This window comes from Paenibacillus solanacearum (assembly GCF_910593845.1).
Classification (GTDB): domain Bacteria; phylum Bacillota; class Bacilli; order Paenibacillales; family NBRC-103111; genus Paenibacillus_G; species Paenibacillus_G solanacearum.
The window spans coordinates 1-19821 of the sequence record NZ_CAJVAS010000031.1; the positions used below are offsets into that span (position 1 = coordinate 1).

Below are 19821 nucleotides of genomic sequence, written 5' to 3' on the forward strand. Positions count from 1 at the left end.
ATGAACATTTGGAGCAGATGGCCTTCCAAGAGACGCAATACTTTAAGGAAAAGTCCAAGGAGCGGTACAAAATTGAAGCAAAGAACAGCGAACTTAAACATGGACACGGGTATGATGTCGCCACATCCTCGGGTCTGCTTGGCATGGAAATGCAAGGTGCAACGACAATATTCGCTGTAAATCTTAAGCGAATATTGAAGCTGATAGATTAAAAGACACTGCGAGTAGACCGATTTAGAGACTCCAAAAAAAGACATCCGCCCCTAAAAAATGGAGGTAGATGTCTTTTTGCAACTTATGAGGGACGCTAGTAGAAAAAACGGAAGTTCTTCAGTGGCCTCCTAATGGCCGGCCTCATCTTATTTTGCGGTGCCGCCGCGCCCTTCCTGGTGCATACCTCCCCTGTAACGCGATTTCTGGGAGCTGTGTTTCTGTTGTTCAGCTTCATCGGTCTGCTCGACGATATGAAGAAAGCGGTGTTCCAGAATCCGTCCGGAATATCCGCCCGCACGAAGCTCGTCTTCCAGTTCCTGTTCACCGGCGTGCTGCTGTATGCGCTGTATTCGTATTTCGAGCGGGGCACGGCCATCCCGGTAACTGCATCGACGGAGCTGGTGCTGCCGGTCGTTGTATATTACGCGATTGCGGCCCTGTTCATCGTCGGCTCTGCCAACGCCATCAACTTTACGGACGGAATGGACGGGCTGCTGATCGTCGTATCGCTGCCAACGTACTTGTTCTTTTTTGCCATAAGCGAGCGGCCGGAGGTGCAGTTGTTTTGCCTCACGATGATCGCCAGCCTGATCGGGCTGCTGCTGTACAACCTTTATCCGGCCAAAGCGTTCATGGGCGACACCGGGTCGCTGGCCATCGGCGGCTCGCTTGCGTTCCTGTGCGTGCTCGAACGAACGGAAGTGCTGGCACCGCTATTGTTTTTCATATACTTCGCGGAGCAAGGGTCCGTCATTCTACAGGTATGGTATTACAAAAAAACGAAGCTGCGTATATTCAAAATGGCGCCGATTCATTACCATTTCCGGTTAAAATACGGATGGAGCGAAAACAAGATCGTGCTCGTCTTCGGCTCCGTGTCGTGGGGCTGCGCGCTGCTGTGCTACATCCTGTGGCGGCTTGTTTTGAACCCGTGAGCGATATTATACATAAGGAGGGAACGCCGATGAACATTCAGGATGCCATACAGGACCGGTTCAAATGCGTCAAGTGCAGCGGCACTCAGTGCCGGATCAAGGAGGTCGCGATGACGGGGACCGGACTGAGCAAGCTGCTGGATATTCAGCACAATCATTTTCTGTTCGTATCATGCGAGAACTGCGGGTATGTGGAAGTGTACAATCCGAATATTTTGGAAGGCAAGACGCGCGGTCAACTGGGGACTGTCCTCGATATTTTGTTCGGATAAAACGCGAAAAGCTCACTCCGGTGGGCTTTGTTCCATTATGATGATCGTTGCATTGCAAGCACATCCCGCATGGGCGCCATCGGCTACCCCTCATGCTCCATTTCACTTGCAAGACCATCCCAGCCGTAGGCGATTTGCGTCAGCAGGACTCCTCTTTCGATCGTCTGCCTCATCACTTCCTTGCCGCCCATGGACCGGTAAAACATGGTTGCCGGATTGTCTTCCAGCACCCAGATCAACATGGAGTGCAGCCCTTCATGAGACAGCGTCTTCATGACTTCCCGGACAAGCAAGGAGCCGATGCCTTGCCGCTGGTACGCCTTCAAAATATACAGGGCATACAGCTCGCCGGTATACAGCGGATGACTGGAACGTTCCTTGCCTCCGTTCGCAAATCCGACGACCGCGCCTTCCTCGTTCTCGGCCACAACAACAAGCTGACCCGACTTCAAAGCCGTCTCCCATTGGTTCAGCCGGTCGTCGAACGACAGCTTGTCAATATAAGCATCCGGCACGATGCCCCGGTACGTCGTTTTCCAGCTGTCGATGTGAACCTTGGCAATGTCCGCCGCATCCGAGTAAACCGCTCTTCGAATCCGCATAGGCAATCCGCTCCCTTGGCAACGATTTTACTTCCAACGATCATACCATAGGAATCCTTTCCTTACGAGGTATAACATAGAACCCGATTATACGCATTGAACGCGCCAGGAAACATTTCGCGGCACAAACAATATTGCTTATCAACTTTCGGGATGCCGCCGGCCGACGCCAGACTTACGGTTCTTCCGCAAAATAAAAAATAGCGGAGATTCGGCCTCTAGCCGAACATCCGCTGTATAGGTGCTGCTTTACTGAATGACGCCGCAAGCGATGCGCGCGCCGGAGTTGCCGCTCGGGTCTGTCTTGTAGTCGTCGGCGTTCTCATGAATGACGAGCGCAGTTCCGCCCGGCTTCAGCAGCGAGTTCGGCTTGTCCTTCTCGAGTGTCACCAGCTTGCTGATGAAACTCGCCTGCGCTTTGCCGTCGGCTGCAACCATCAAATTCGGAAGATCGCCTGCATGCGGTCCTTCCGGGTTCAATTCACCGTGCTTTTTGTGCTGCGGATTGAAATGCGCCCCGGCCGATTCGAATTTCGGCGCCTCGCATTTGCCGTTCTCATGCACGTGGAAGCCATGTTCTCCGCGCGGCAAGTAGGCTGCTTCGATATCGAATTGCACGCCGCCGTCAACCGGCGTCAGCTTGGCCTTCCCAATGGACGTCCCTTTCGATCCGATCAGATCGACGGTGACCGGAGATGCTTGGCCCTCGGAAGCTGCCGCTGTGTGGCCTTCCGGATGCGCCGATACCGCATGGGCGTCTTGTCCAGGCGGCTTCGCTTGTTTATTCGCGCCGGATCCGAACCAGGAAAAGGGCTGACCCTGGCATGCGCCGAGCACAAGCACGAACGCCGCAACCAACGCTGCTTTCATAAGTCGCATCTTCATGTTAACCCTCCATTACCCCTGCAATCAGGGCAAGTTGTCAATGTACAGTAGACCATTGTTGCCATAATGGGGAAGGTTAAACATGCGTATGCAACTTTTTTAGCCGTGTCGTCCCGGCTCGGACGGACTGCCGAGGAACGGGTTGCGCCACTCCATCAGCATCGCGTAGTGATGCGATTCTTCGTCATCCAAATAATTCGGCACAAGCTTCACCGGCGTACGACCGCAGCGAAGCAGAAACGTCATGACCGGATCGTTCAATTCGCCAGCAAGCACCGCTTCTACATATGCGTCCGCCGACATCTCGCCGGCAACCCGGTGATATCCGGGAAGGCGTCCTCCGCCGAGCAGGCGTTCCAGCCGGAGCTGGACAACCACCTCGTACATGGAGAGCAGCAGCCATTTCCCAAGGCCGAGCTTCCGGTAAGCAGGGCGTGCGCTAATATCGACGATGTACAGCGAATTGCCGCGCGGATTATGGTTGCGGATGTAGCCGGCATCCGTCACTTCTTCCCATGTATGCTCGGCATGTGCCGGGTCGAAGTCGACGATCAGTCCCGTAATCGAAGCGGCTGGTTCCCCGTCGATCTCCACACACAGCGCCCCCTCCGGAAAGAGCCGGACATGATTGGCGAGCTGCTCCTTGTTCCACCACAGCTCCGAAGGAAACGGAGGAGGGAAGCTTTCCTGCTGAATCCGGATCAAGCCGTCGAAATCTTGTTCCGTATAGTTTCGGATAACCGTGTGCACGTTCCGGTCCCGCCCGCGATCATGAACGTACAGCTCCTTGCGATACGAAGCCATCAGCCAGCCGCCCCCTTCTTTAGCTCCAATCCGTGTAAAGATCTGTCCGGCGGTCGCGCCATGTCGTGACGGAGCCTTTCTCCCGCACCTGATGCAGCAGCGACAAATCCAGATCGCCCGTAATGACCATATCCCCGTTAATTTCCCCAACGGTCATCAAGCCGCCCGGCGGAAACGGCACGTCGTTCGGCGTAATAATCGCCGCCTGCCCGTAGTTGCCGCGCATGAAATCGACCGTAGGCAGCGACCCGACTGTCCCCGTTGTCACCACGTACACCTGATTCTCGATCGTCCGCGCATGGCATGTGTAGCGTACCCGATGAAAGCCGTGCCGGTCGTCGGTGCAGGATGGACAGAACAACACATCCGCCCCTCTCGCCCTCGCCATCCGTACAATTTCCGGAAACTCCATGTCATAGCAGATGAGGATCGCAATCCGGCCTTTGTCCGTATCGAAGACGTGCAGCCCGTCGCCGGCGGCCATGTTCCATTCCTTCACTTCCGTCGGCGTAATGTGCAGCTTTCGCTGCTGGCCGATTCGGCCGTCCGGATAAAATAAATAGGCGGTATTGTACAAGCGGCCCTTCTCTTCAATGATATGCGTACCCCCGATGAGATGCATGCCGGTTTGCCGGGCCAGCGTGCCGAACAGCTCCATGTAGCGGTCCGTGAACTGCGGGAGTTCATTGATGGACAACGCTGTCCCGCTCCCATCCCCTTGGCCGATCGACATCAGCTGCGTCGTGAACAATTCGGGAAACAAGACGAAATCCGATTCAAACTCCTCCGCCGTCTTCACGTAATGCGTTACCTGCTGAGCGAACTGCTCGAATGAGGAAATGGTGTGCAAATGATATTGTACCGCAGAAACTCTAAGCTTCATGATGATTCCTCCGTCTTCCTTGTTCTTTATAAATTCCAGCTTCGTTTATGAAGTTTTTGTGTGTCATTATATCACCTTGTGCCAAAGAACACCATTTGCATGGGATAGCCCTCGGTTGCGTCGTTGCGCTTCTGTTCCGTCCTCCGGGCAGCTGCCGTCCCCAGTTCGGGACCTCCATGCAAGTGTTTCCGTTACCTGCTCTCGCCGCGATTTTCAATGCACCGGTTTAAAAGAGAAGGCCAACAACCTATCGTTCCGTTGACGAATTGCCGCCGCTGCCTTCGGTTCCGCGCTTCGCTCCGCATCCGTACGCTTCATAGAGCCCGATCGCCATGGTCCGAATATAATCAACCATCTCCTGCGGTTCCTGCACAACCGCGTCGGCGCCCAAATTTATGAAATAGCCGCTGAAAAATTCGACTTCGTCCGGTTGAATATAAAGCGTCAATATCCCTTCACCCGACGGCTCTTCCTTCAACTCATCGGGAAACCAGGCTTCCCAGCGGCAGCGGCGCACACCTTCGGCAGTCAGCCGCACTCTCACTTGCAGCTTCCGTACCGTTTCCTTCCCGCGTTCGGTCTCCTTGGGCGGCTGGAACCAGTCCGAAATTGTAATCTCCCCTGCCTCGGCCTTCGGCTGCACCGATTCCGTCCAATCCGCCTGCAGCACGCGGTCTACGCGAAACGACAAGTGCGTCTCCTTCAAAAAGCAATACGACGGGCAATACCAGAATCCGTTGTAAGAATACACACCGATCGGTTGAATCGTTCGTTCCTTTACTCCGTTTTTGGAATCGTACACAATGCGCAGCAGCCGCTGCTGCAACGCCGCATCGAGCAGCAGCTTCAGATGAGGAACCGCGGCCGAACGTTTCGGCGTCCAAAAGACAACGCGCTGCTTCATCTTATCAATCTTGAGCTTCGTGTCGTCAGGGAGATAATAGTAAAACTTGTTCAGCGCCGAGACGGACTCCTCGTTAAACGGGAGCGCGCCGTAATGCTGAAGGGACTGGTACGCGAAAAACATCGCCACCGCCTCCTGCTCCGAGAACATAATCGGCGGCAGCATCCGTTCGTTCAATACGCGGTACCCGCCGTGAGGCCCGTATTCCGCATACAGCGGAAGGCCGAGATCGCCCAGCACCTGCAAGTCCCGCATGATCGTTCGGGCGGACACATGGAATTCTTCCGCCAGCTCCCGCACGGTAAACCGCCTCCGTTTATTGACGGCAATCATCAATTCCATAAGACGCTTTGACTTGGACATGAATGCTTCCTCTCCATCTCATTAGCAGTTGCCATCAGTATATCATAAGACTATGTCACTTATTGTCATAGTTACTCTTTATTCATCACCTTGCCGCCAAACATAAAAGCACCTCCCGCCGCATCTTGTTTATGCAGCGGGAAGTGCTTAGCTCGTGGCTATTGCAATTTAAGGGAATCGGTACTCTTCCTGTCTTACTCCGTCATCCTGGTCAGCGAAGCGGAATTACTCCACGTGCTCCAGCCAGTTCAGCTCGTCGCGTGTGAGCACGATTTCCGCCCCTTGACGGCATGATTCCAGCTCCTCCGGCGATTGCGCGCCGATCAGCGCGCACGTCGGGAACGGCTGGTTCAGCACGTACGCAAGTGCAATCTGGATCGTGCTGACGCCTTTCTCCTTGCCCAGCTGTTCCGCGCGGCGCAGCCGCTCCCAGTTCGCATCGCTGTAGAAGACGCGCACCATGTCGGCGTTGTCCTGCACCTCCGGCGAGAAACGGCCGGTGAAAAACCCGCGCGCCTGCGAAGACCACGACAGCAGAGGGAATTGCTGCTGCTCATGCCAAGCGCAATCTGCGGCGTCGACCGAGACGCATCCGGCCCAGAATGCTTCCTTCGCTTTAGCCAAGCTCAAGTTCGGGCTGCTGAATGTAAACCCGACCTGCCCGCTTGCGGCAGCGTAATCGTTGGCTTCCTGCAGCCGCTGCACGGTCCAGTTCGATCCGCCGATCGCCTTGATCCGGCCGGCGCGAATGTGCTCGTTCAGCGCGTCGACAATGATGCTTACCGGCACATTCGGATCGTCGCGGTGCAGCGCATACAGATCGATATAGTCCGTCCCGAGCCGCTCCAGGCTGATCCCTAGATCGTGGGCGATCGCCTCGGGGTTGACGCGCGGGCCGTTCTTGTCATGATGCGCGCCCTTGGTCAAAATGACGACATCCGACCGGTTGCCGCGGTCTTTCATCCATTGGCCGATCGCCTGCTCGCTCTCGCCGCCGCAGTATCCGTAAGCGGTATCGATCGTGTTCCCGCCGATGGCAAAATACGAATCGAGCACCGAGCATACTTTATCATACACGCTGGGCCGGAAGTAGTCCGAGCCTTGAATCAAGCACGCTACCGGTTTGTCCAAACCTTCAATTTGAATCGTTCTCATGGAGTCTGTTCTCCTTTGTATTTGGAATGTATACGTTCAACTGTCGCCCTGCGTCTTATATGCGCCGCGAAGGACGCTTCAGCCAGCTGCGATTACAGTTCTACACGCCGGCGCTCTCTTGCAGAGGTAAGGCATGCATCGACGACGCGCATGCCCGCGATCGCGTCCGCCGGCGAGTATGGCAGCGGCTCTCCATTCAACACGCAGCGGGCGAATGCGTCCGCTTGCAGCGCGTATTGATTGACGCGCGGCACTTCCACTTCGCGGCGGCCGCTCTTCGTCGTTACGAAGAAATTGTCTCCCGCATCCTGCCCGGCAGTATATGCGCGCGGCAGCTCGATGCGACCGTCCGTGCCGAGAATCTCCAGGTTGTTGCGGCCGAATGCCCACATGCCGCAATCGAACGTAAGCGCCACGCCGCCGGAAAACTCGACCAAACCCGATGCCATCATATCGACGTTGTCATGCTGCGGCGAGAACAGCGCGTGCATCGTCGCGGCTTCCGGCTCGCAATCCAAGATCATGCGCGCGGCGGTAAGCGGATACACGCCGACGTCATATAGCGAGCCGCCGCCCATGGACTGCTTGAAGCGCACGTTGTTTGAATTGCCGGCGCTGTTGAACGTAAACGTGCCGTGAAAGCCGCGAAGCTCCCCGATTTCCCCGGAGGCGATAATTTCCTTAATCATGGCGTAACGCGGGTGATAGCGGTACATGAACGCTTCGGCGAACGTCACGCCGGCCCGTTCGCAAGCAGCCGCCATCTCCTCCATCTCCGCCGCTGTCAGCGCAGCCGGCTTCTCACAAAGCACATGCTTGCCTGCTTCCGCGGCGCGGATCGTCCATTCCTTGTGCAGATGATTCGGCAGCGGTATGTACACGGCGTCGATCTCGCCGTCTGCAAGCAGCTCTTCGTAGCTCCCGTACGCTTTCGGAATGTCCAGCTTGGCGGCGGTTTCCTGCGCCTTCTCGATGCCGCGGCTTGCAATCGCCGCTACTTCCCCCGTTTCGGACAGCTTCGTTCCCGGAATCACCGCGCGAATCGCGATGCCCGCACAGCCAAGTACACCCCAGCGCAGCTTGTTGGCGCTCATGTCAGCAGCACTCCTTTAAGTCTTTATAATGAATGATTTGATACTATATTGTCATTATATTGAACGAGCCTTAAAATGAAAATAAAAGCTTCTTGCAATCGGATAACACAATATTGCACTTGCCGGGAGGAATCGTATGCGGCGCCAGGTCCAGCTGCCTACATTTACGGAAAACGAATACATCATCTTGCCGGAGTCGGTCGGCTGGTACAAGCGTTGGCCCGATCATTCGGTCATCCGGAAGGCCGGCTCGCTCAATAATTTCAGCATTCATCTGGTGCTGGACGGCAAAGGGTATGTTCAAACCGAGAAGCAGCTGTATACGCTGCAGCGCGGGGACGCCTTTTTATATTTTCCGCTGCAGGAGCAGCGGTACTTCGCCGATCCGGACGATCCGTGGGACGTCCGCTGGTTTCATTTTTACGGCGACACGCTTGAGGATTATTTGCTTAATAAAGGTTTCCACCGTTCCCCCGTCTGGACGATGCGCCAATGGAAGCCGCTCGAGGAGGCCATTCTCGCGCTGCTGGAGGAAGCGGAGGCGCATGGATTTTTACGGATGACGCGGCTGTCCACCTTGACTTATGCGGCGCTGACCGAGTTTACGGCGCATGCCGCTTCACGTTCGACCGCCAATAGCCCGGAGACGGAAAACCGGATCCGCGTCCTGCTGCGGAAAATGCAAAGCGAGGCCGCGCAGCCGTTCGATCTCGATTACTGGGCGGGGGTCGCCGGAGTCAGCACGTATTACTTTTGCAGGCTGTTCCGGAAGACGACGCAAATGACGCCGATGACGTTCATTACGTTATGCCGCCTCCAGCTCAGCAAACGGCTGCTCCTCGAGAAGGAGGAGCTGACGGTGCGGGAAATCGCCCAGCAGACAGGCTATCCGAACGTCAGTTATTTCAACAAACGGTTTCTGGAGCAGGAAGGCATGACGCCTACGGAGTACCGGGAGCTTTATCACAAGCGCAGGTAACGCGCTAGGAACGCCTCCGTCCGGAGCGTCCCGCGGGGAAACATTCGCCTCGCCGCCCGTCTATGTTACAATAGCAGGTGGAAATCATTTGCACGATGCTGCTCGCATAGGAAAGGAGTCCTTATGAAATCGCTCGTATTGGCAGAAAAGCCGAGTGTGGCCAAAGAAATCGCCCGCGTGCTCGGCTGCCATCAGAAACATAAATCGTACATCGAGGGGCCGGAATACGTCGTCACTTGGGCGCTCGGTCATCTCGTCACCCTCGCCGAGCCGGAAGATTACGATCCGAAGTTCAAGACCTGGAATATCGAGGATCTTCCGCTGGTGCCCTCCAAGATGAAGCTGAAGCTCATCCGGGAGACAACGCCACAGTTCAAGGCCATCGCTCAGCTTGCGCAGCGCAGCGATCTCGACCAGTTGATTATCGCGACCGACGCGGGGCGGGAAGGAGAGCTTGTCGCCCGCTGGATTATGGAAATGACCCGCTGGCGGAAGCCGTTCAAGCGGCTGTGGATCTCCTCACAGACCGATAAGGCGATCCGGGAAGGGTTCGCGCAGCTCAAGCCGGGGCAAGCGTACGATAACTTGTACCGTTCCGCCGTATGCCGGGCCGAAGCCGACTGGCTGATCGGCCTGAACATCACGAGGGCACTGACCTGCAAGCATCAGGCGCAGCTCGCCGCCGGCCGCGTGCAGACGCCCACGCTGGCGGCGCTGATGGAACGCGAGCGCCAGATCAAGTCGTTCCAGTCCAAAGATTACTGGATGCTGCGGGCACAGCTCGGCTCGTTTCAAGCGGTATGGCGAAGCGCAGCCCAGCCGGACGGCAGACTGTTCGACCGCGAAGCGGCGGAAGCGCTGCTCGCCCGGCTGAATCAGGCGCGCACCGCCAAGATCGCGCAGCTCAAAACAACGGAGAAGAGCGAGCCGCACCCGCTCGCGTACGATTTGACGGAGCTGCAGCGCGACGCGAACCGGCGATTCGGCTTCTCCGCGAAGCAGACCTCGAACGTGCTGCAGCGGCTGTACGAGCAGCACAAGCTTGTGACTTATCCGCGCACCGATTCGCGCTACTTGTCCTCCGACATGGCCGCTACGCTGCCGGGCCGTCTGGAGGCGCTCAACGTCCAGCCTTACGCCGCGCTGGTCAAGCCGCTGCTGCGCAAGCCACTGCCGCTCACCAAACGGATTATCGACGACAGCAAAGTGTCGGATCACCATGCGATCATCCCGACCGACGAACGCCCGCAGCTTGCCTCGCTCAGCGCGGACGAACGGAAGCTGTACGATCTGATCGTCAAACGGTTTATTACGCTGTTCTACCCCGCCTTCCGCTTCAATGAAACGGCGGCGGCCATCGACATCGGCGGAGAGACGTTCCACGCCAAGGGGCGTATCACGGTCGATGCCGGCTGGAAGGCGGTCACCGGCCAGCACGATACGGACGCAGACGACGAGGAAGAAGGAGCTGCCGGCGATGAGCCGTCCAGCGTGCAATCGCTCCCTCCGCTGCAGCAAGGCGAGGAGCTGAAGGGCTTCCGCCTGCAGCTCCATAAGCAGGCGACCAAGCCGCCGGCGCGCTATACCGAAGCCGGGCTGCTCACCGTCATGGAGAAACAGCATCTGGGCACGCCGGCGACCCGCGCCGACATTATCGAGAAGCTGCTGCAAACCGACACGATCGAGCGGAAGATGAACACACTGCAGCCGACCGGCAAGGGCGCGCAGCTGATCGAGCTTGTCGTCCCCGAGCTTCGTTCTTCGGAGCTCACAGCGGCGTGGGAGCAGGAGCTCGAGCGGATTGCCAAAGGAAACGGCGACGCCGCAGACTTCATGCGGCGCATCCGGGAGCAGACCGCCGTCATCGTACGGGAGGTCAAATCCAGCGAGGCGGAATACAAGCCGCATAATTTGACCCACTCCCGCTGCCCCGAATGCAGCAATCCGCTGCAGGAGATCAAGAGCAAGCGGGGCAAGCGGCTCGTATGCAGCAGCCGCGAGTGCAGCTACTCGCGCGCGGCGGAGCCGGCGCTGTCGGGCAGACGATGCCCGCAATGCCACAAAAAGATGGAACTGCATACCGGCAAAGCTGGAAAATACGTGCAGTGCCGCTCATGCAACGTCGTGGAGACGCTGAATGAGGGCGGCGGCGGACGCGCCTCCAAGCGGCAGCAGTCGCATATGGCCAAGCAATTCAGCGACAATGTACAGCTGTCGTCCAGCCTCGGCGATGCGCTCAAGGCTGCGCTCGGACAGAAGGATGAATAATCGCTTCCTAAGTCCAGGCTAAAGTTGTTCGAGGAATGACATAAGGGTACGGTCCACCGGCACAACTGCTTCAGCCCCGGCGGACGAATCGATGTTCGTCCGCGAGCCGCCCTTATCCTATATTCGAGACACCCGAATTCTACGTCCTTGCTTGAGTTTACAAAACAAACGAGCACCTCCGCCATCATATGGCGCAAGGTGCTCGTTGTTTTATCATTTTCCCCCGTTACCGCTTACCGGTTTTCTCTCCTGCAAGAGCCTTCCCGTCAGTGTAGCGAGGCGCTCATTCGAGCGTGTCCTCCACTACCGTAACAGCTCGGCGAGCCTCGGCAGCACGCCGCGTTCATAGAATGAACGCAGCTGCTCCTTCTCCAGCTCCGTGAACTGGAATTCGCAATCTCTGCCTTCATCCTGCGGGACGATCTGCACGACGGCTCCCTCCTGCGTGCAGATGAGCAGCGCCGTCAGTTCCTCCAGCTGCTCGGGCAGTTCGCTGTCCTCGATTAGGTCAAAGCGGATTTCGACATCGAGCCATTGGCCTCTGCGTTCCGCCGTCGCCCGCATATGGGCAAAGCGAAGCTCATGCAGCTCGCTCGAACCGTATTGTATCATTTGCGTACCACCTTGTTCCCCCCGACCAAATCTCTCAGCGCAAGGTCGATGCTCGGAAATCGATACTGAAACTGGTTGTTGATCGCCACCAGCGGGATGACCCGCTGCCCTTTGAGCAGCAGCTCGGACAATTCGCCGAACATCAGCTTCATAACAAAGGCCGGCACCGGGAACAAGTACGGCCGGCGCATTGCTTTGGCCAGCGCCCGCCCGAACTCATCATTGGTCACCGCGTGCGGGGCCGTCGCATTGACCGGACCTTCGATGTCTTCATTCTCGATGCACCAATCGATCAGGCGGCATATGTCGTTAATATGAATCCATGACAGCACCTGCTTGCCGCTGCCGACGCGGCCGCCGACCCCCAGCTTGAATGGCAGCGCCATCTTCGGAAAGGCGCCGCCGTCGTTGCCGAGCACGATACCTACGCGCAGCAGGACGACCCGCGTATCGGGGATATGCTCGGCCGCCATCTCCCATTGGTCCACAACCTTGGACAAGAAGTCGTTAACCTGCAGCTCGCTTTCTTCGGTAAATATGTCTGCTTCCGACGTGCCGTATATCGAAATGCCGGAGGCGTTAATGAGCACCGGCTTTTTTTCCAGCCGTTCGATGATGCTGCTTACGCGCTCGACCGCGTCGAGACGCGATTTCAATATTCGTTCCTTCGCCTCGTCCGTCCACCGCTGATTGATCGATTCGCCCGCCAAATTGATGATCGCATCCACGCCGACGAGCGGCAAAATATTCGTCTCGAGCTCCGACCACGTCGTGTGCCGGATCAACGGATTATCCGAACGTTTTTTTTGGCGGGAGATCACAACGATCGACGCCTTTTTCTTCAAATAATAGTCTGTCAAATGCTTGCCGACAAAGCCGGTGCCGCCAGCAATGGCCACTTTCATGCGCTGTCCTCCACTTGTCGAATGCCGTCACCGCCTGAGCGCGTGCCGGACGCAACCTGTAATATATAAGTGCCTTACCCGTTATTATATAACAAAATCGGTTTTATACAAAAAATGAAACCCATTTTTATTATGACCGTAAATGAAAATGATTTACAACCTCATTTGCAACCGATTATAATCTAGTTGATTTCTATGTGCAAACCGCGCTTTTCCCAATGAAAGTAATATAGATTGCCGGACGCCTTGACAGTCGATTCCCCGCTCAACACGTTACGACAGCTTATCCAAGCGCGCACCGTCTTCCAATTGTCATTGTGTTGAGTCGCACGATATAATAGGGGTCATGGAGGTTTTTTTATGGAAACAAGAGAAATGCTGGAGCATTTTGTGACCTATTTGCAAACGATTAACCGTCACATGCGATCGAAAGCTTTCGATCAGCAGGAAAGTCCGCTAACCCGGGTACAGTGGCTTCTCCTCCGGCATCTTTACCGCAAAGGCCCTTGCACGATCGGCCAGCTCGCCGTCCATCTGGACGTTCGTTCCAGCACGATGACGCAAATGATCGACAGGCTCGAGAAGGCGAATTTCGTATACCGCGTCAGCAGCCAGCCCGATGCGCGCGTGCGGATGGTAGGACTTACGGAAGAAGGCAACTCCATCATCCACCGGACGGAATCGGAATGGGCGGAGACGCTTTCCGATGCGTTCGACCAATTCGATGCCGAGGAACGGCAGCAATTTTTGCAATATATGCAGCGCCTGTCCGAAGGACTGCCGAAGAGAGGTTCATAAGGAAGCACGCCGCTGACTCCGCAAGGGGTCTTTTTTCATTTAATGCAGCTGCTTTCCAGTACTGGAACACTTTTCAAAATATTAGGTTGCCTCCACCCCCCTGAGAAAGTACAATAAGTGGACAACGACGCGTACGGAGGACATTCCCTTGAACTGGAACTTAGAAACAGGGTTTATGGAGCGAATTCACGAACATGCTCAATCCATCATTTACCGTGTGCCGCAGCATGATACGGGGAACGTGCATATCATCAAACAAAGCAAAGCTCCCGCTTACGATGCGCTTCTTGAGCTGGAATATGCGAACAGCCGGCTGTTCAAGCATGAAGAACTGTTGGTTCCCGCAAGACGGCTGACGTTTAACGGCCGCCCGGCGCTGGATCTGGGCGATACGATTGCCGTACCGCTGCCTGTTTATTTGCCGGCGAAGCCGCTGGACCTTACCGAGCTACTGCAGCTGGCCATGGCCGCAACCCGCGCGATCGGCAAGCTGCACCGGCTGAAATATGTGCATCAAGCGATTTCGCCCGCCGCTTTCTTCATTGAACCGGGGCGAAACAAGCTGCTGCTGACGCAGCTCCATCACGTCAGCTCCCTCGTATCGTTCGGCGACGCCCTTCTCGCCCGCGAGGAAAGCGCCAGCGCTCGCGGCGAATACGCGATGTGCGAAGAACATTTGCCTTATATGGCGCCGGAGCGATGGAGCCGCGCCGGATTTTCCCTCGACGAACGGGCGGATGTGTATTCGCTCGGTGCGTTCATGTACCGGATGGCGACGGGCAAGCCGCCCTTCCCCGCTGCAAGTGCGACGGACCGGCTTCAGGCCGCTGTCATGCAGCTTGAAGCGGACGGCCGCCTGCCGCAGGCGCTGGCCGACATCCTCACGCGCTGCATGGCTGTTCAGCCGGAGCACCGCTACCAAAGCGCGCAGGCGCTGGAGCGCGATCTGGAGCTTTGCTTTTTGCGCTCGCGCGCCGGTCAGGACAGCCGCGACCTTCCGGCCGCTTCGGCCAAATCGACGATGGAGCTGCGCATCTCGGAATTGATATACGGCCGCGAAGCGGAGATGCACACGCTGCTTCAAGCGTATCAGCGCGCGCTGCTGGGCGGCATCGAGACCGTCTTCGTGAGCGGCTTGTCCGGCATCGGCAAATCGTTCCTGATTCACGAATTCCGGCAAACGCTGCTACGCGGTAAAGGACTGTTCGTCCACGGCAAATTCGATCAGTACAAGAAGGAAATCCCATACCACGCCGTGAGTCAGATCGGCCGGCAGCTGTTCCATCACCTGCTTGCGCTGGACAAAACCCAGTATGAGGAGAAAAAGCGGCAAATTCTCGAAGCGGTCGGACCGAACGGTCAAGTGCTGATTGACATGATTCCGGACATGGAGCGCATTCTCGGCAAGCAGCCGCCGCTGGCCAAGCTGCCGCCGACGGAAATGTACAACCGTTTTTTGATGACGCTTCATCAATACATATCTGTATTTGCTACGAAGGATCAGCCGCTCGTTTGCTTTTTGGATGATTTGCAATGGGCCGATCCCGCTTCCATTCAGGTGATAACCGACTTGCTGCACAGCTTCGAAGGCAAATACTTGATGTTTATCGGCGCTTACCGCTGCCAGGAAATTGCCGACAATCATCCGCTGCAGCGAATGCTCGCCAAGCTGTCGCGCATCCGGCGCATCCAGATGTCGCACATCGCGCTCGAGCCGATGAACGTCGAGCATATGAGCAAGCTGCTCGCCGATTCGCTGCATCCGGCCAGACAGCCGATCGATTCGCTCGCTGCGCTGCTGATGCGCAAAACGAAAGGGAACGCTTTTTTTGCAAAGCAGTTTTTCCGGTCGCTCTACGACCTCCGGCTGCTCCGGTTCAATGTATCGGACTACTGCTGGGAATGGGATAATGAGCAGATTGACGAGCTGTACATTACGGACAATGTCGTCGACTTCATGATGACGAAAATTCGCCGTTTGCCGGAGCCGGTGCAGCGTATTCTTATGGATGCCGCCTGCATCGGAAACGAATTTTCGCCGGAAACGCTCTCGCTTATAACCCGCCTTCCCGACGAAGAAGCTGCCGCGCTGCTCACGAAGGCGATTGACGAAGGGATGCTGCTGCGCATCGCGCATGCCCGTTCCCCTGCCCGTTCTTCCCCCATGCTGTATAAGTTTATGCATGATCGCGTTCATCAAGCGGTGTATTCCCTCGTGACGCATGCGGATAAGAAGCGGATTCATCTTCGAATCGGACAAGCGCTGCAGCGGGAGCTGAACGGTGAACAGCAGGAAGAGCGTCTATTCGATATCGTCAACCAGCTGAATCTCGGCGCGGAGCTGCTGGATTCGTCCGAAGAGAAGAATCAGCTGCTGCTGCTTAATTTGAAGGCATGCCGCAAAGCGAAATCCAGCTCGGCTTACGATATCGCGTTTCATTACGCTTCCCATGCCATGAACTTGCTGCAGCCGGCCGAGGCGTGGGATACGGCGTATGCTACGGCATTCGGGGTCCATATGGAGCTGGCGGAGCTGAATTATTTGTGTGGACATTTCGACGAGGCGAAGCGGATCTTCGCTACGCTGATGCAGCATGTGAGGACGAAGCTGGAAAAAGCCGAAATTTATACTTTGATGATGGTGTTATACACAAACCTCGGACAGCATGATGAAGCGCTCCGGGTCGGACTGGACGGGCTGCGCCTGTTCGGTATCAAATTTCCTTCCCGGGTCGGCACGCCGCGGATGATGTGGGAGCTGTTGAAGGCCCGCTATTATATCGGGCTGAAGCATCCGGAAGACCTGATTGATCATCCGCATATGACGAATCCGAATCATAAAGCCATTATGCGCCTGATGGTCAATCTTATTCCGCCGTCCTACTTTGTCGATTCCGGCTTGTACATTTGCCTGATGCTGCGCACGTTCAGTTATTCGCTGCACTACGGCCATACCGAAGGATCGGCTTACGCTTACTCGGCATACGGCGTCATCGCAAGCTCGGTGCTCGGCAACCTGAAATCCGGCAGAGCGTTCGGCATGCTGGGCCTCCAGCTGGCGGATATGTTCGACCACCTGCCGACCAAGAGCAAAGTATATTTTGCGTACGGGGGCTTTACGAGCACGCTCAGTGGGCATATCGGCGCCAACGTCGGCTATTTGCAAAAGGCATACCAGTTCGGCGTCGAATCGGGCGATTTCGTCTACGCCGGGTATTCGATTACGTTCAGCTTTTTTTTGCGGCTGTTTCGCGGCGACCCGTTGTCTGACGTGCTCAAAGAATCGGACGCTTACCACAGCTTTATTCATAAAGCGCATGATCAGGATGCGATTTGGATTTTCACCGTGCTCCAGCGATACATGCTGTATATGAAGGAAGCGCCGCTGGCGTTTCAACCGGAGGAGCCGGAGACCGGACAGGACGACGACTTCATGTCGGCCGAGGAAGTCGCGCAGCTCGAGCGGCTGACCAATAAAGCGACCATCCATACCTATTATGCTCTTCGGGCGCAAAGCTGCTTGATGAAGAACCAGCTCGAAGCCGCGGAACGCATATGCGAGCAGACGGAATCCTCCATTACAACCGTATTCGGCTTGCCGCATGTGCATCTGCATCATTTCCATCGGGGGATGGTATTCGCCGGGTTATACGAAGCTCGGCCGGAAGCGCTGCGGAAGCGGTACAAGCGCATGATGCGCAAAAGCTTGCGTTTTCTGAACAAATGGGCTCGGCATACGCCGGATAATTTTTTACACTTGAAGCTTCTGCTCGAGGCGGAGTGGAACCGGATCTTCGCCAAACCGGAGCAGGCCGCCGAGCTATACGAGCAGGCGATCCATCATGCGGCAATGCAGCGATTCGTTCAATATGAAGCGATGGCATGCGAGTGCGCGGCGAAGTTTTACGAGAAAACCGGTAAACCGGTCGAGGCGGCGGCGCATTACGCAAAGGCGCTGGCCTTATATAAAAAATGGGGAGCCGTGAGGAAAGCGGCTTATATGGAGGAACACTCGCATTTGTTCTGATCGATTTGGAAGCCGCCCAGACCGCCCCGAGGTTACCGTGCATCGTGAACAGCGGCTTGCAGTCCGCCTCGCCGCAGCAGATGCAGTGCGCATAAAAAAACGTCTCGGCCGTCTTGATACGGCTGGAGACGTTTTTCTTATGAAATCGAAAGCTTTCTTCTGCTCGCATGAGATTCTAGGCTCAAGCGCCGCCGTGAACATGCAGTCCTCATGATGTGAATCCCGCTTGCAGCGGCGGCAGCCCGTTCAAGCCTGCGCGAAATATTGCTCGATAAACCGAAGCGCCTCTTTCAAATGCGTCCCGAAGTAGTCCCAGTTATGTTCCCCTTCGAATTCGAAATATTCGTGCGCGTACCCCAGCTGGTCCAGCAGCACTTTGTACGCCGTGTTCAGCGGATACAAGTAATCGCTCGTTCCGCAGTTGAAATGAAGCGCCGGCCGCTGCGCTTCCCTCACTCTCCGGGAAGCGAGCACGTGCAGGTCATGCTCTCGCACGTAAGGCCCCTGCAGCGGCCCAATCATGCGGGAAATTTCCGTTCGCAGCAAATCCTCGGTCATGAGCGCCGTCGACATCAGCGCGCCGGAAATGCTCGCCGCCGCGCCGAACAGCTCCGGGTTGCGCAGCGCAAGCATGAACGCTCCGTAGCCGCCCATCGATAGTCCGCTGACCGCGCGGCCGGACCGGTCGGCCACCGTACGAAATTCCCGGTCGATCGCCGGAATCAGATCGTACAGCAGGTAGTCCTCGAACCGCCCGCCGCCGTTATACCAATTAATGTAAAACGTCCCTTGCCCATATCCCCCGTCGCTGGGCATCACGACGATGCTCTCCCGGAGTTGGCCTGATGCGATCATCGCGTCAAGCGTCGCCTCGGCATTGCCTTTCATGAGCCAGCTGGCTTCATGCCCGTATAACCCATGCAGTAAATAAATGACCGGATAACGCCGGTCCGGCGAGGCGTCATAGCTTGGCGGCAAATACACGTTGCAGAGCTTGCGCTGATACAATGCGCCGGAAAAAAACGGAAACGGCTGTACGCTCATGCGGCAACCCCCCTTCTGCCGATCGGTCGGCTTAATTGAGTACGGCGGTTATATGCGCTCTGGTCACGGACCAATGGGACGTATTCCATACGGTTTCCTTATTCTTAATATATAAAATTTGCGGAGAAGCATGCTTCACGCCGGTATCTTCGGCAATCTGGTTCGACACGGGACGTGATTCGATCACTTTGACCATCACATATTCCACGTCGGCATTCGGCTCTTTTGCCAAATACGATTCATATTCATCCAGCGCGTTCGAGCTTACCGGGCAAGCCGTGCTATGCTTCAACACAACGACCGGCTTGTCGGCCGATCCTTCATATAGCCGGTTCCACTGTTCGATCGTCGTAATTTCTTTCCATTGTGTCATATTGGTCCCTCCGTCTTGTTTTCCAAAAATGATCGTCACATTATTTGCGTTCGTAATAAAACAACTCGGCCTCCGGCTGCGAGCCCAGCGTCACAATCCCGTACGAGTAACGGGCCTGCCTACGCTTGTCAGTCGGGGAGCCGGGATTGAAGAGCAGCATCCCGCTGCGTCTTTCCATAAACGGAATATGGGAGTGGCCGAACAGCACGACATCGACCGTCCCTTGCCCGTCGCTGTCGAGAAATGCGCGATGCGCCGTGTCCGGGGTAGAGCGTCCACCGTCGCCGTGCACGATGCCGATGCGGTATCCGGCGAGCTTCAACACCTTGCGCCGGCCGAAGCGCCTTACGATCTCCAGGCCGTCGTTATTGCCGGCCACCCCGTCCACGGGAGCGATCGAAGCGAACAGCCCGACGACGCTTTCGTCCATCCAATCGCCGGCGTGCAAGATCATGTCGACGCCTTGGAGGCCCTCGACGAGCACATCCGGCAGACGAACGGCTGTGCCGGACAGATGGGTGTCGGATACAACGCCTATACGCATGGGAGCCGAGTCCTTTCGCATCAGAATTATTATTATTTTACCATAACCATCCTGAAAAGAAAAAAGCACCGCAGGCAGCGCCTCCTTCAAGTAACCGCACGGATCCGTCCGAATCCGGCATACTTGCAGCGGCACTACCGCGCAGTGCTTGTTCTTGCTTT

At 56.4% G+C, this 19821-nt stretch carries 19 protein-coding genes; 7 read left to right on the top strand and 12 right to left on the bottom strand.

The window, feature by feature from the left end:
* From KXG62_RS24350 to KXG62_RS24360, 3 genes are all read left to right on the top strand, one after another.
* Nucleotides 1-212, top strand: a 212-nt coding sequence (locus KXG62_RS24350; RefSeq protein WP_218094624.1) for a transposase, incomplete at its 5' end; no start/stop codon positions are given.
* A 222-nt stretch (nt 213-434) separates the two neighbouring features.
* A complete protein-coding gene (locus KXG62_RS24355; protein WP_246627617.1) occupies nt 435-1148 on the top strand; it encodes a phospho-N-acetylmuramoyl-pentapeptide-transferase in 714 nt (237 codons plus the stop codon).
* 29 nt (nt 1149-1177) lie between these two features.
* Nucleotides 1178-1420: a zinc ribbon domain-containing protein gene (locus KXG62_RS24360; RefSeq protein ID WP_218094626.1), complete on the top strand. Its 243-nt coding sequence runs from the start codon at nt 1178-1180 to the stop codon at nt 1418-1420.
* 83 nt (nt 1421-1503) lie between these two features.
* Here the strand turns inward: KXG62_RS24360 and KXG62_RS24365 are convergent, their stop codons facing one another.
* The 7 genes from KXG62_RS24365 to KXG62_RS24395 form a co-directional block, all read right to left on the bottom strand.
* Complete coding sequence (locus KXG62_RS24365) at nt 1504-2022, bottom strand: GNAT family N-acetyltransferase (protein WP_246627618.1); 519 nt, start codon at nt 2020-2022, stop codon at nt 1504-1506.
* Nucleotides 2023-2271: 249 nt separating this feature from the next.
* Nucleotides 2272-2907 carry a superoxide dismutase family protein gene (locus KXG62_RS24370; RefSeq protein ID WP_246627619.1) on the bottom strand — a complete coding sequence of 212 codons (636 nt, stop codon included), beginning with the start codon at nt 2905-2907 and terminating at the stop codon, nt 2272-2274.
* Nucleotides 2908-3006: 99 nt separating this feature from the next.
* Nucleotides 3007-3711: a GNAT family N-acetyltransferase gene (locus tag KXG62_RS24375; RefSeq protein ID WP_218094628.1), complete on the bottom strand. Its 705-nt coding sequence runs from the start codon at nt 3709-3711 to the stop codon at nt 3007-3009.
* Between the two features lie 19 nt (nt 3712-3730).
* Nucleotides 3731-4594 (bottom strand): carbon-nitrogen hydrolase family protein, encoded by an 864-nt coding sequence (locus KXG62_RS24380; protein WP_218094629.1) that lies wholly within the window; start codon nt 4592-4594, stop codon nt 3731-3733.
* 247 nt (nt 4595-4841) lie between these two features.
* Nucleotides 4842-5861, bottom strand: coding sequence for a helix-turn-helix transcriptional regulator (locus KXG62_RS24385; RefSeq protein ID WP_218094630.1), 1020 nt, complete (start codon nt 5859-5861; stop codon nt 4842-4844).
* A 225-nt stretch (nt 5862-6086) separates the two neighbouring features.
* Nucleotides 6087-7016 carry an aldo/keto reductase gene (locus KXG62_RS24390; protein WP_218094631.1) on the bottom strand — a complete coding sequence of 310 codons (930 nt, stop codon included), beginning with the start codon at nt 7014-7016 and terminating at the stop codon, nt 6087-6089.
* Nucleotides 7017-7108: 92 nt separating this feature from the next.
* On the bottom strand, nt 7109-8110 hold the full coding sequence (locus KXG62_RS24395; protein WP_218094632.1) for a Gfo/Idh/MocA family protein: 1002 nt from the start codon (nt 8108-8110) through the stop codon (nt 7109-7111).
* A 136-nt stretch (nt 8111-8246) separates the two neighbouring features.
* Between KXG62_RS24395 and KXG62_RS24400 the strand changes: the two genes are divergently transcribed.
* Nucleotides 8247-9089 (top strand): AraC family transcriptional regulator, encoded by an 843-nt coding sequence (locus KXG62_RS24400; protein WP_218094633.1) that lies wholly within the window; start codon nt 8247-8249, stop codon nt 9087-9089.
* A gap of 123 nt (nt 9090-9212) precedes the next feature.
* Nucleotides 9213-11357, top strand: a complete 2145-nt coding sequence (locus KXG62_RS24405; protein WP_218094634.1) for a DNA topoisomerase III — start codon at nt 9213-9215, stop codon at nt 11355-11357.
* 303 nt (nt 11358-11660) lie between these two features.
* On the opposite strand, the gene KXG62_RS24410 is transcribed toward KXG62_RS24405, so the two are convergent.
* Complete coding sequence (locus KXG62_RS24410) at nt 11661-11969, bottom strand: hypothetical protein (protein ID WP_218094635.1); 309 nt, start codon at nt 11967-11969, stop codon at nt 11661-11663.
* The gene (locus KXG62_RS24415; RefSeq protein ID WP_218094636.1) at nt 11966-12874 is read right to left on the bottom strand and encodes a TIGR01777 family oxidoreductase; all 909 of its coding nucleotides are present in this window, start codon (nt 12872-12874) and stop codon (nt 11966-11968) included. The genes KXG62_RS24410 and KXG62_RS24415 overlap by 4 nt, the downstream gene beginning before the upstream one ends.
* Nucleotides 12875-13234: 360 nt before the next feature.
* Between KXG62_RS24415 and KXG62_RS24420 the strand changes: the two genes are divergently transcribed.
* Together KXG62_RS24420 and KXG62_RS24425 are read left to right on the top strand one after the other, a co-directional pair.
* Nucleotides 13235-13672 (top strand): MarR family winged helix-turn-helix transcriptional regulator, encoded by a 438-nt coding sequence (locus tag KXG62_RS24420; protein ID WP_218094637.1) that lies wholly within the window; start codon nt 13235-13237, stop codon nt 13670-13672.
* A gap of 148 nt (nt 13673-13820) precedes the next feature.
* Nucleotides 13821-17699 (top strand): ATP-binding protein, encoded by a 3879-nt coding sequence (locus KXG62_RS24425; protein ID WP_218094638.1) that lies wholly within the window; start codon nt 13821-13823, stop codon nt 17697-17699.
* Nucleotides 17700-17945: 246 nt separating this feature from the next.
* Here the strand turns inward: KXG62_RS24425 and KXG62_RS24430 are convergent, their stop codons facing one another.
* Genes KXG62_RS24430 through KXG62_RS24440 form a run of 3 tightly spaced genes read right to left on the bottom strand, consistent with a single transcriptional unit; the run spans nt 17946 to nt 19660 of the window.
* A complete protein-coding gene (locus tag KXG62_RS24430) occupies nt 17946-18743 on the bottom strand; it encodes an alpha/beta hydrolase (RefSeq protein WP_218094639.1) in 798 nt (265 codons plus the stop codon).
* Nucleotides 18744-18774: 31 nt separating this feature from the next.
* Complete coding sequence (ytxJ, locus tag KXG62_RS24435) at nt 18775-19116, bottom strand: bacillithiol system redox-active protein YtxJ (protein WP_218094640.1); 342 nt, start codon at nt 19114-19116, stop codon at nt 18775-18777.
* Nucleotides 19117-19156: 40 nt separating this feature from the next.
* A complete protein-coding gene (locus KXG62_RS24440; RefSeq protein ID WP_218094641.1) occupies nt 19157-19660 on the bottom strand; it encodes a metallophosphoesterase family protein in 504 nt (167 codons plus the stop codon).
* Nucleotides 19661-19821: the final 161 nt, after the last annotated feature.

Excerpts from the sequence above, each read along its gene's own strand:
- KXG62_RS24360 (WP_218094626.1), top strand. The coding sequence starts at position 1,178 with ATGAACATTCAGGATGCCATACAGGACCGGTTCAAATGCGTCAAGTGC.
- KXG62_RS24385 (WP_218094630.1), bottom strand. The coding sequence starts at position 5,861 with ATGTCCAAGTCAAAGCGTCTTATGGAATTGATGATTGCCGTCAATAAA.
- KXG62_RS24410 (WP_218094635.1), bottom strand. The coding sequence starts at position 11,969 with ATGATACAATACGGTTCGAGCGAGCTGCATGAGCTTCGCTTTGCCCAT.
- KXG62_RS24395 (WP_218094632.1), bottom strand. The coding sequence starts at position 8,110 with ATGAGCGCCAACAAGCTGCGCTGGGGTGTACTTGGCTGTGCGGGCATC.
- KXG62_RS24365 (WP_246627618.1), bottom strand. The coding sequence starts at position 2,022 with ATGCGGATTCGAAGAGCGGTTTACTCGGATGCGGCGGACATTGCCAAG.
- KXG62_RS24375 (WP_218094628.1), bottom strand. The coding sequence starts at position 3,711 with ATGGCTTCGTATCGCAAGGAGCTGTACGTTCATGATCGCGGGCGGGAC.
- KXG62_RS24380 (WP_218094629.1), bottom strand. The coding sequence starts at position 4,594 with ATGAAGCTTAGAGTTTCTGCGGTACAATATCATTTGCACACCATTTCC.
- KXG62_RS24430 (WP_218094639.1), bottom strand. The coding sequence starts at position 18,743 with ATGAGCGTACAGCCGTTTCCGTTTTTTTCCGGCGCATTGTATCAGCGC.
- KXG62_RS24400 (WP_218094633.1), top strand. The coding sequence starts at position 8,247 with ATGCGGCGCCAGGTCCAGCTGCCTACATTTACGGAAAACGAATACATC.
- KXG62_RS24415 (WP_218094636.1), bottom strand. The coding sequence starts at position 12,874 with ATGAAAGTGGCCATTGCTGGCGGCACCGGCTTTGTCGGCAAGCATTTG.
- KXG62_RS24420 (WP_218094637.1), top strand. The coding sequence starts at position 13,235 with ATGGAAACAAGAGAAATGCTGGAGCATTTTGTGACCTATTTGCAAACG.
- KXG62_RS24440 (WP_218094641.1), bottom strand. The coding sequence starts at position 19,660 with ATGCGTATAGGCGTTGTATCCGACACCCATCTGTCCGGCACAGCCGTT.
- KXG62_RS24390 (WP_218094631.1), bottom strand. The coding sequence starts at position 7,016 with ATGAGAACGATTCAAATTGAAGGTTTGGACAAACCGGTAGCGTGCTTG.
- KXG62_RS24405 (WP_218094634.1), top strand. The coding sequence starts at position 9,213 with ATGAAATCGCTCGTATTGGCAGAAAAGCCGAGTGTGGCCAAAGAAATC.
- ytxJ (WP_218094640.1), bottom strand. The coding sequence starts at position 19,116 with ATGACACAATGGAAAGAAATTACGACGATCGAACAGTGGAACCGGCTA.
- KXG62_RS24370 (WP_246627619.1), bottom strand. The coding sequence starts at position 2,907 with ATGAAGATGCGACTTATGAAAGCAGCGTTGGTTGCGGCGTTCGTGCTT.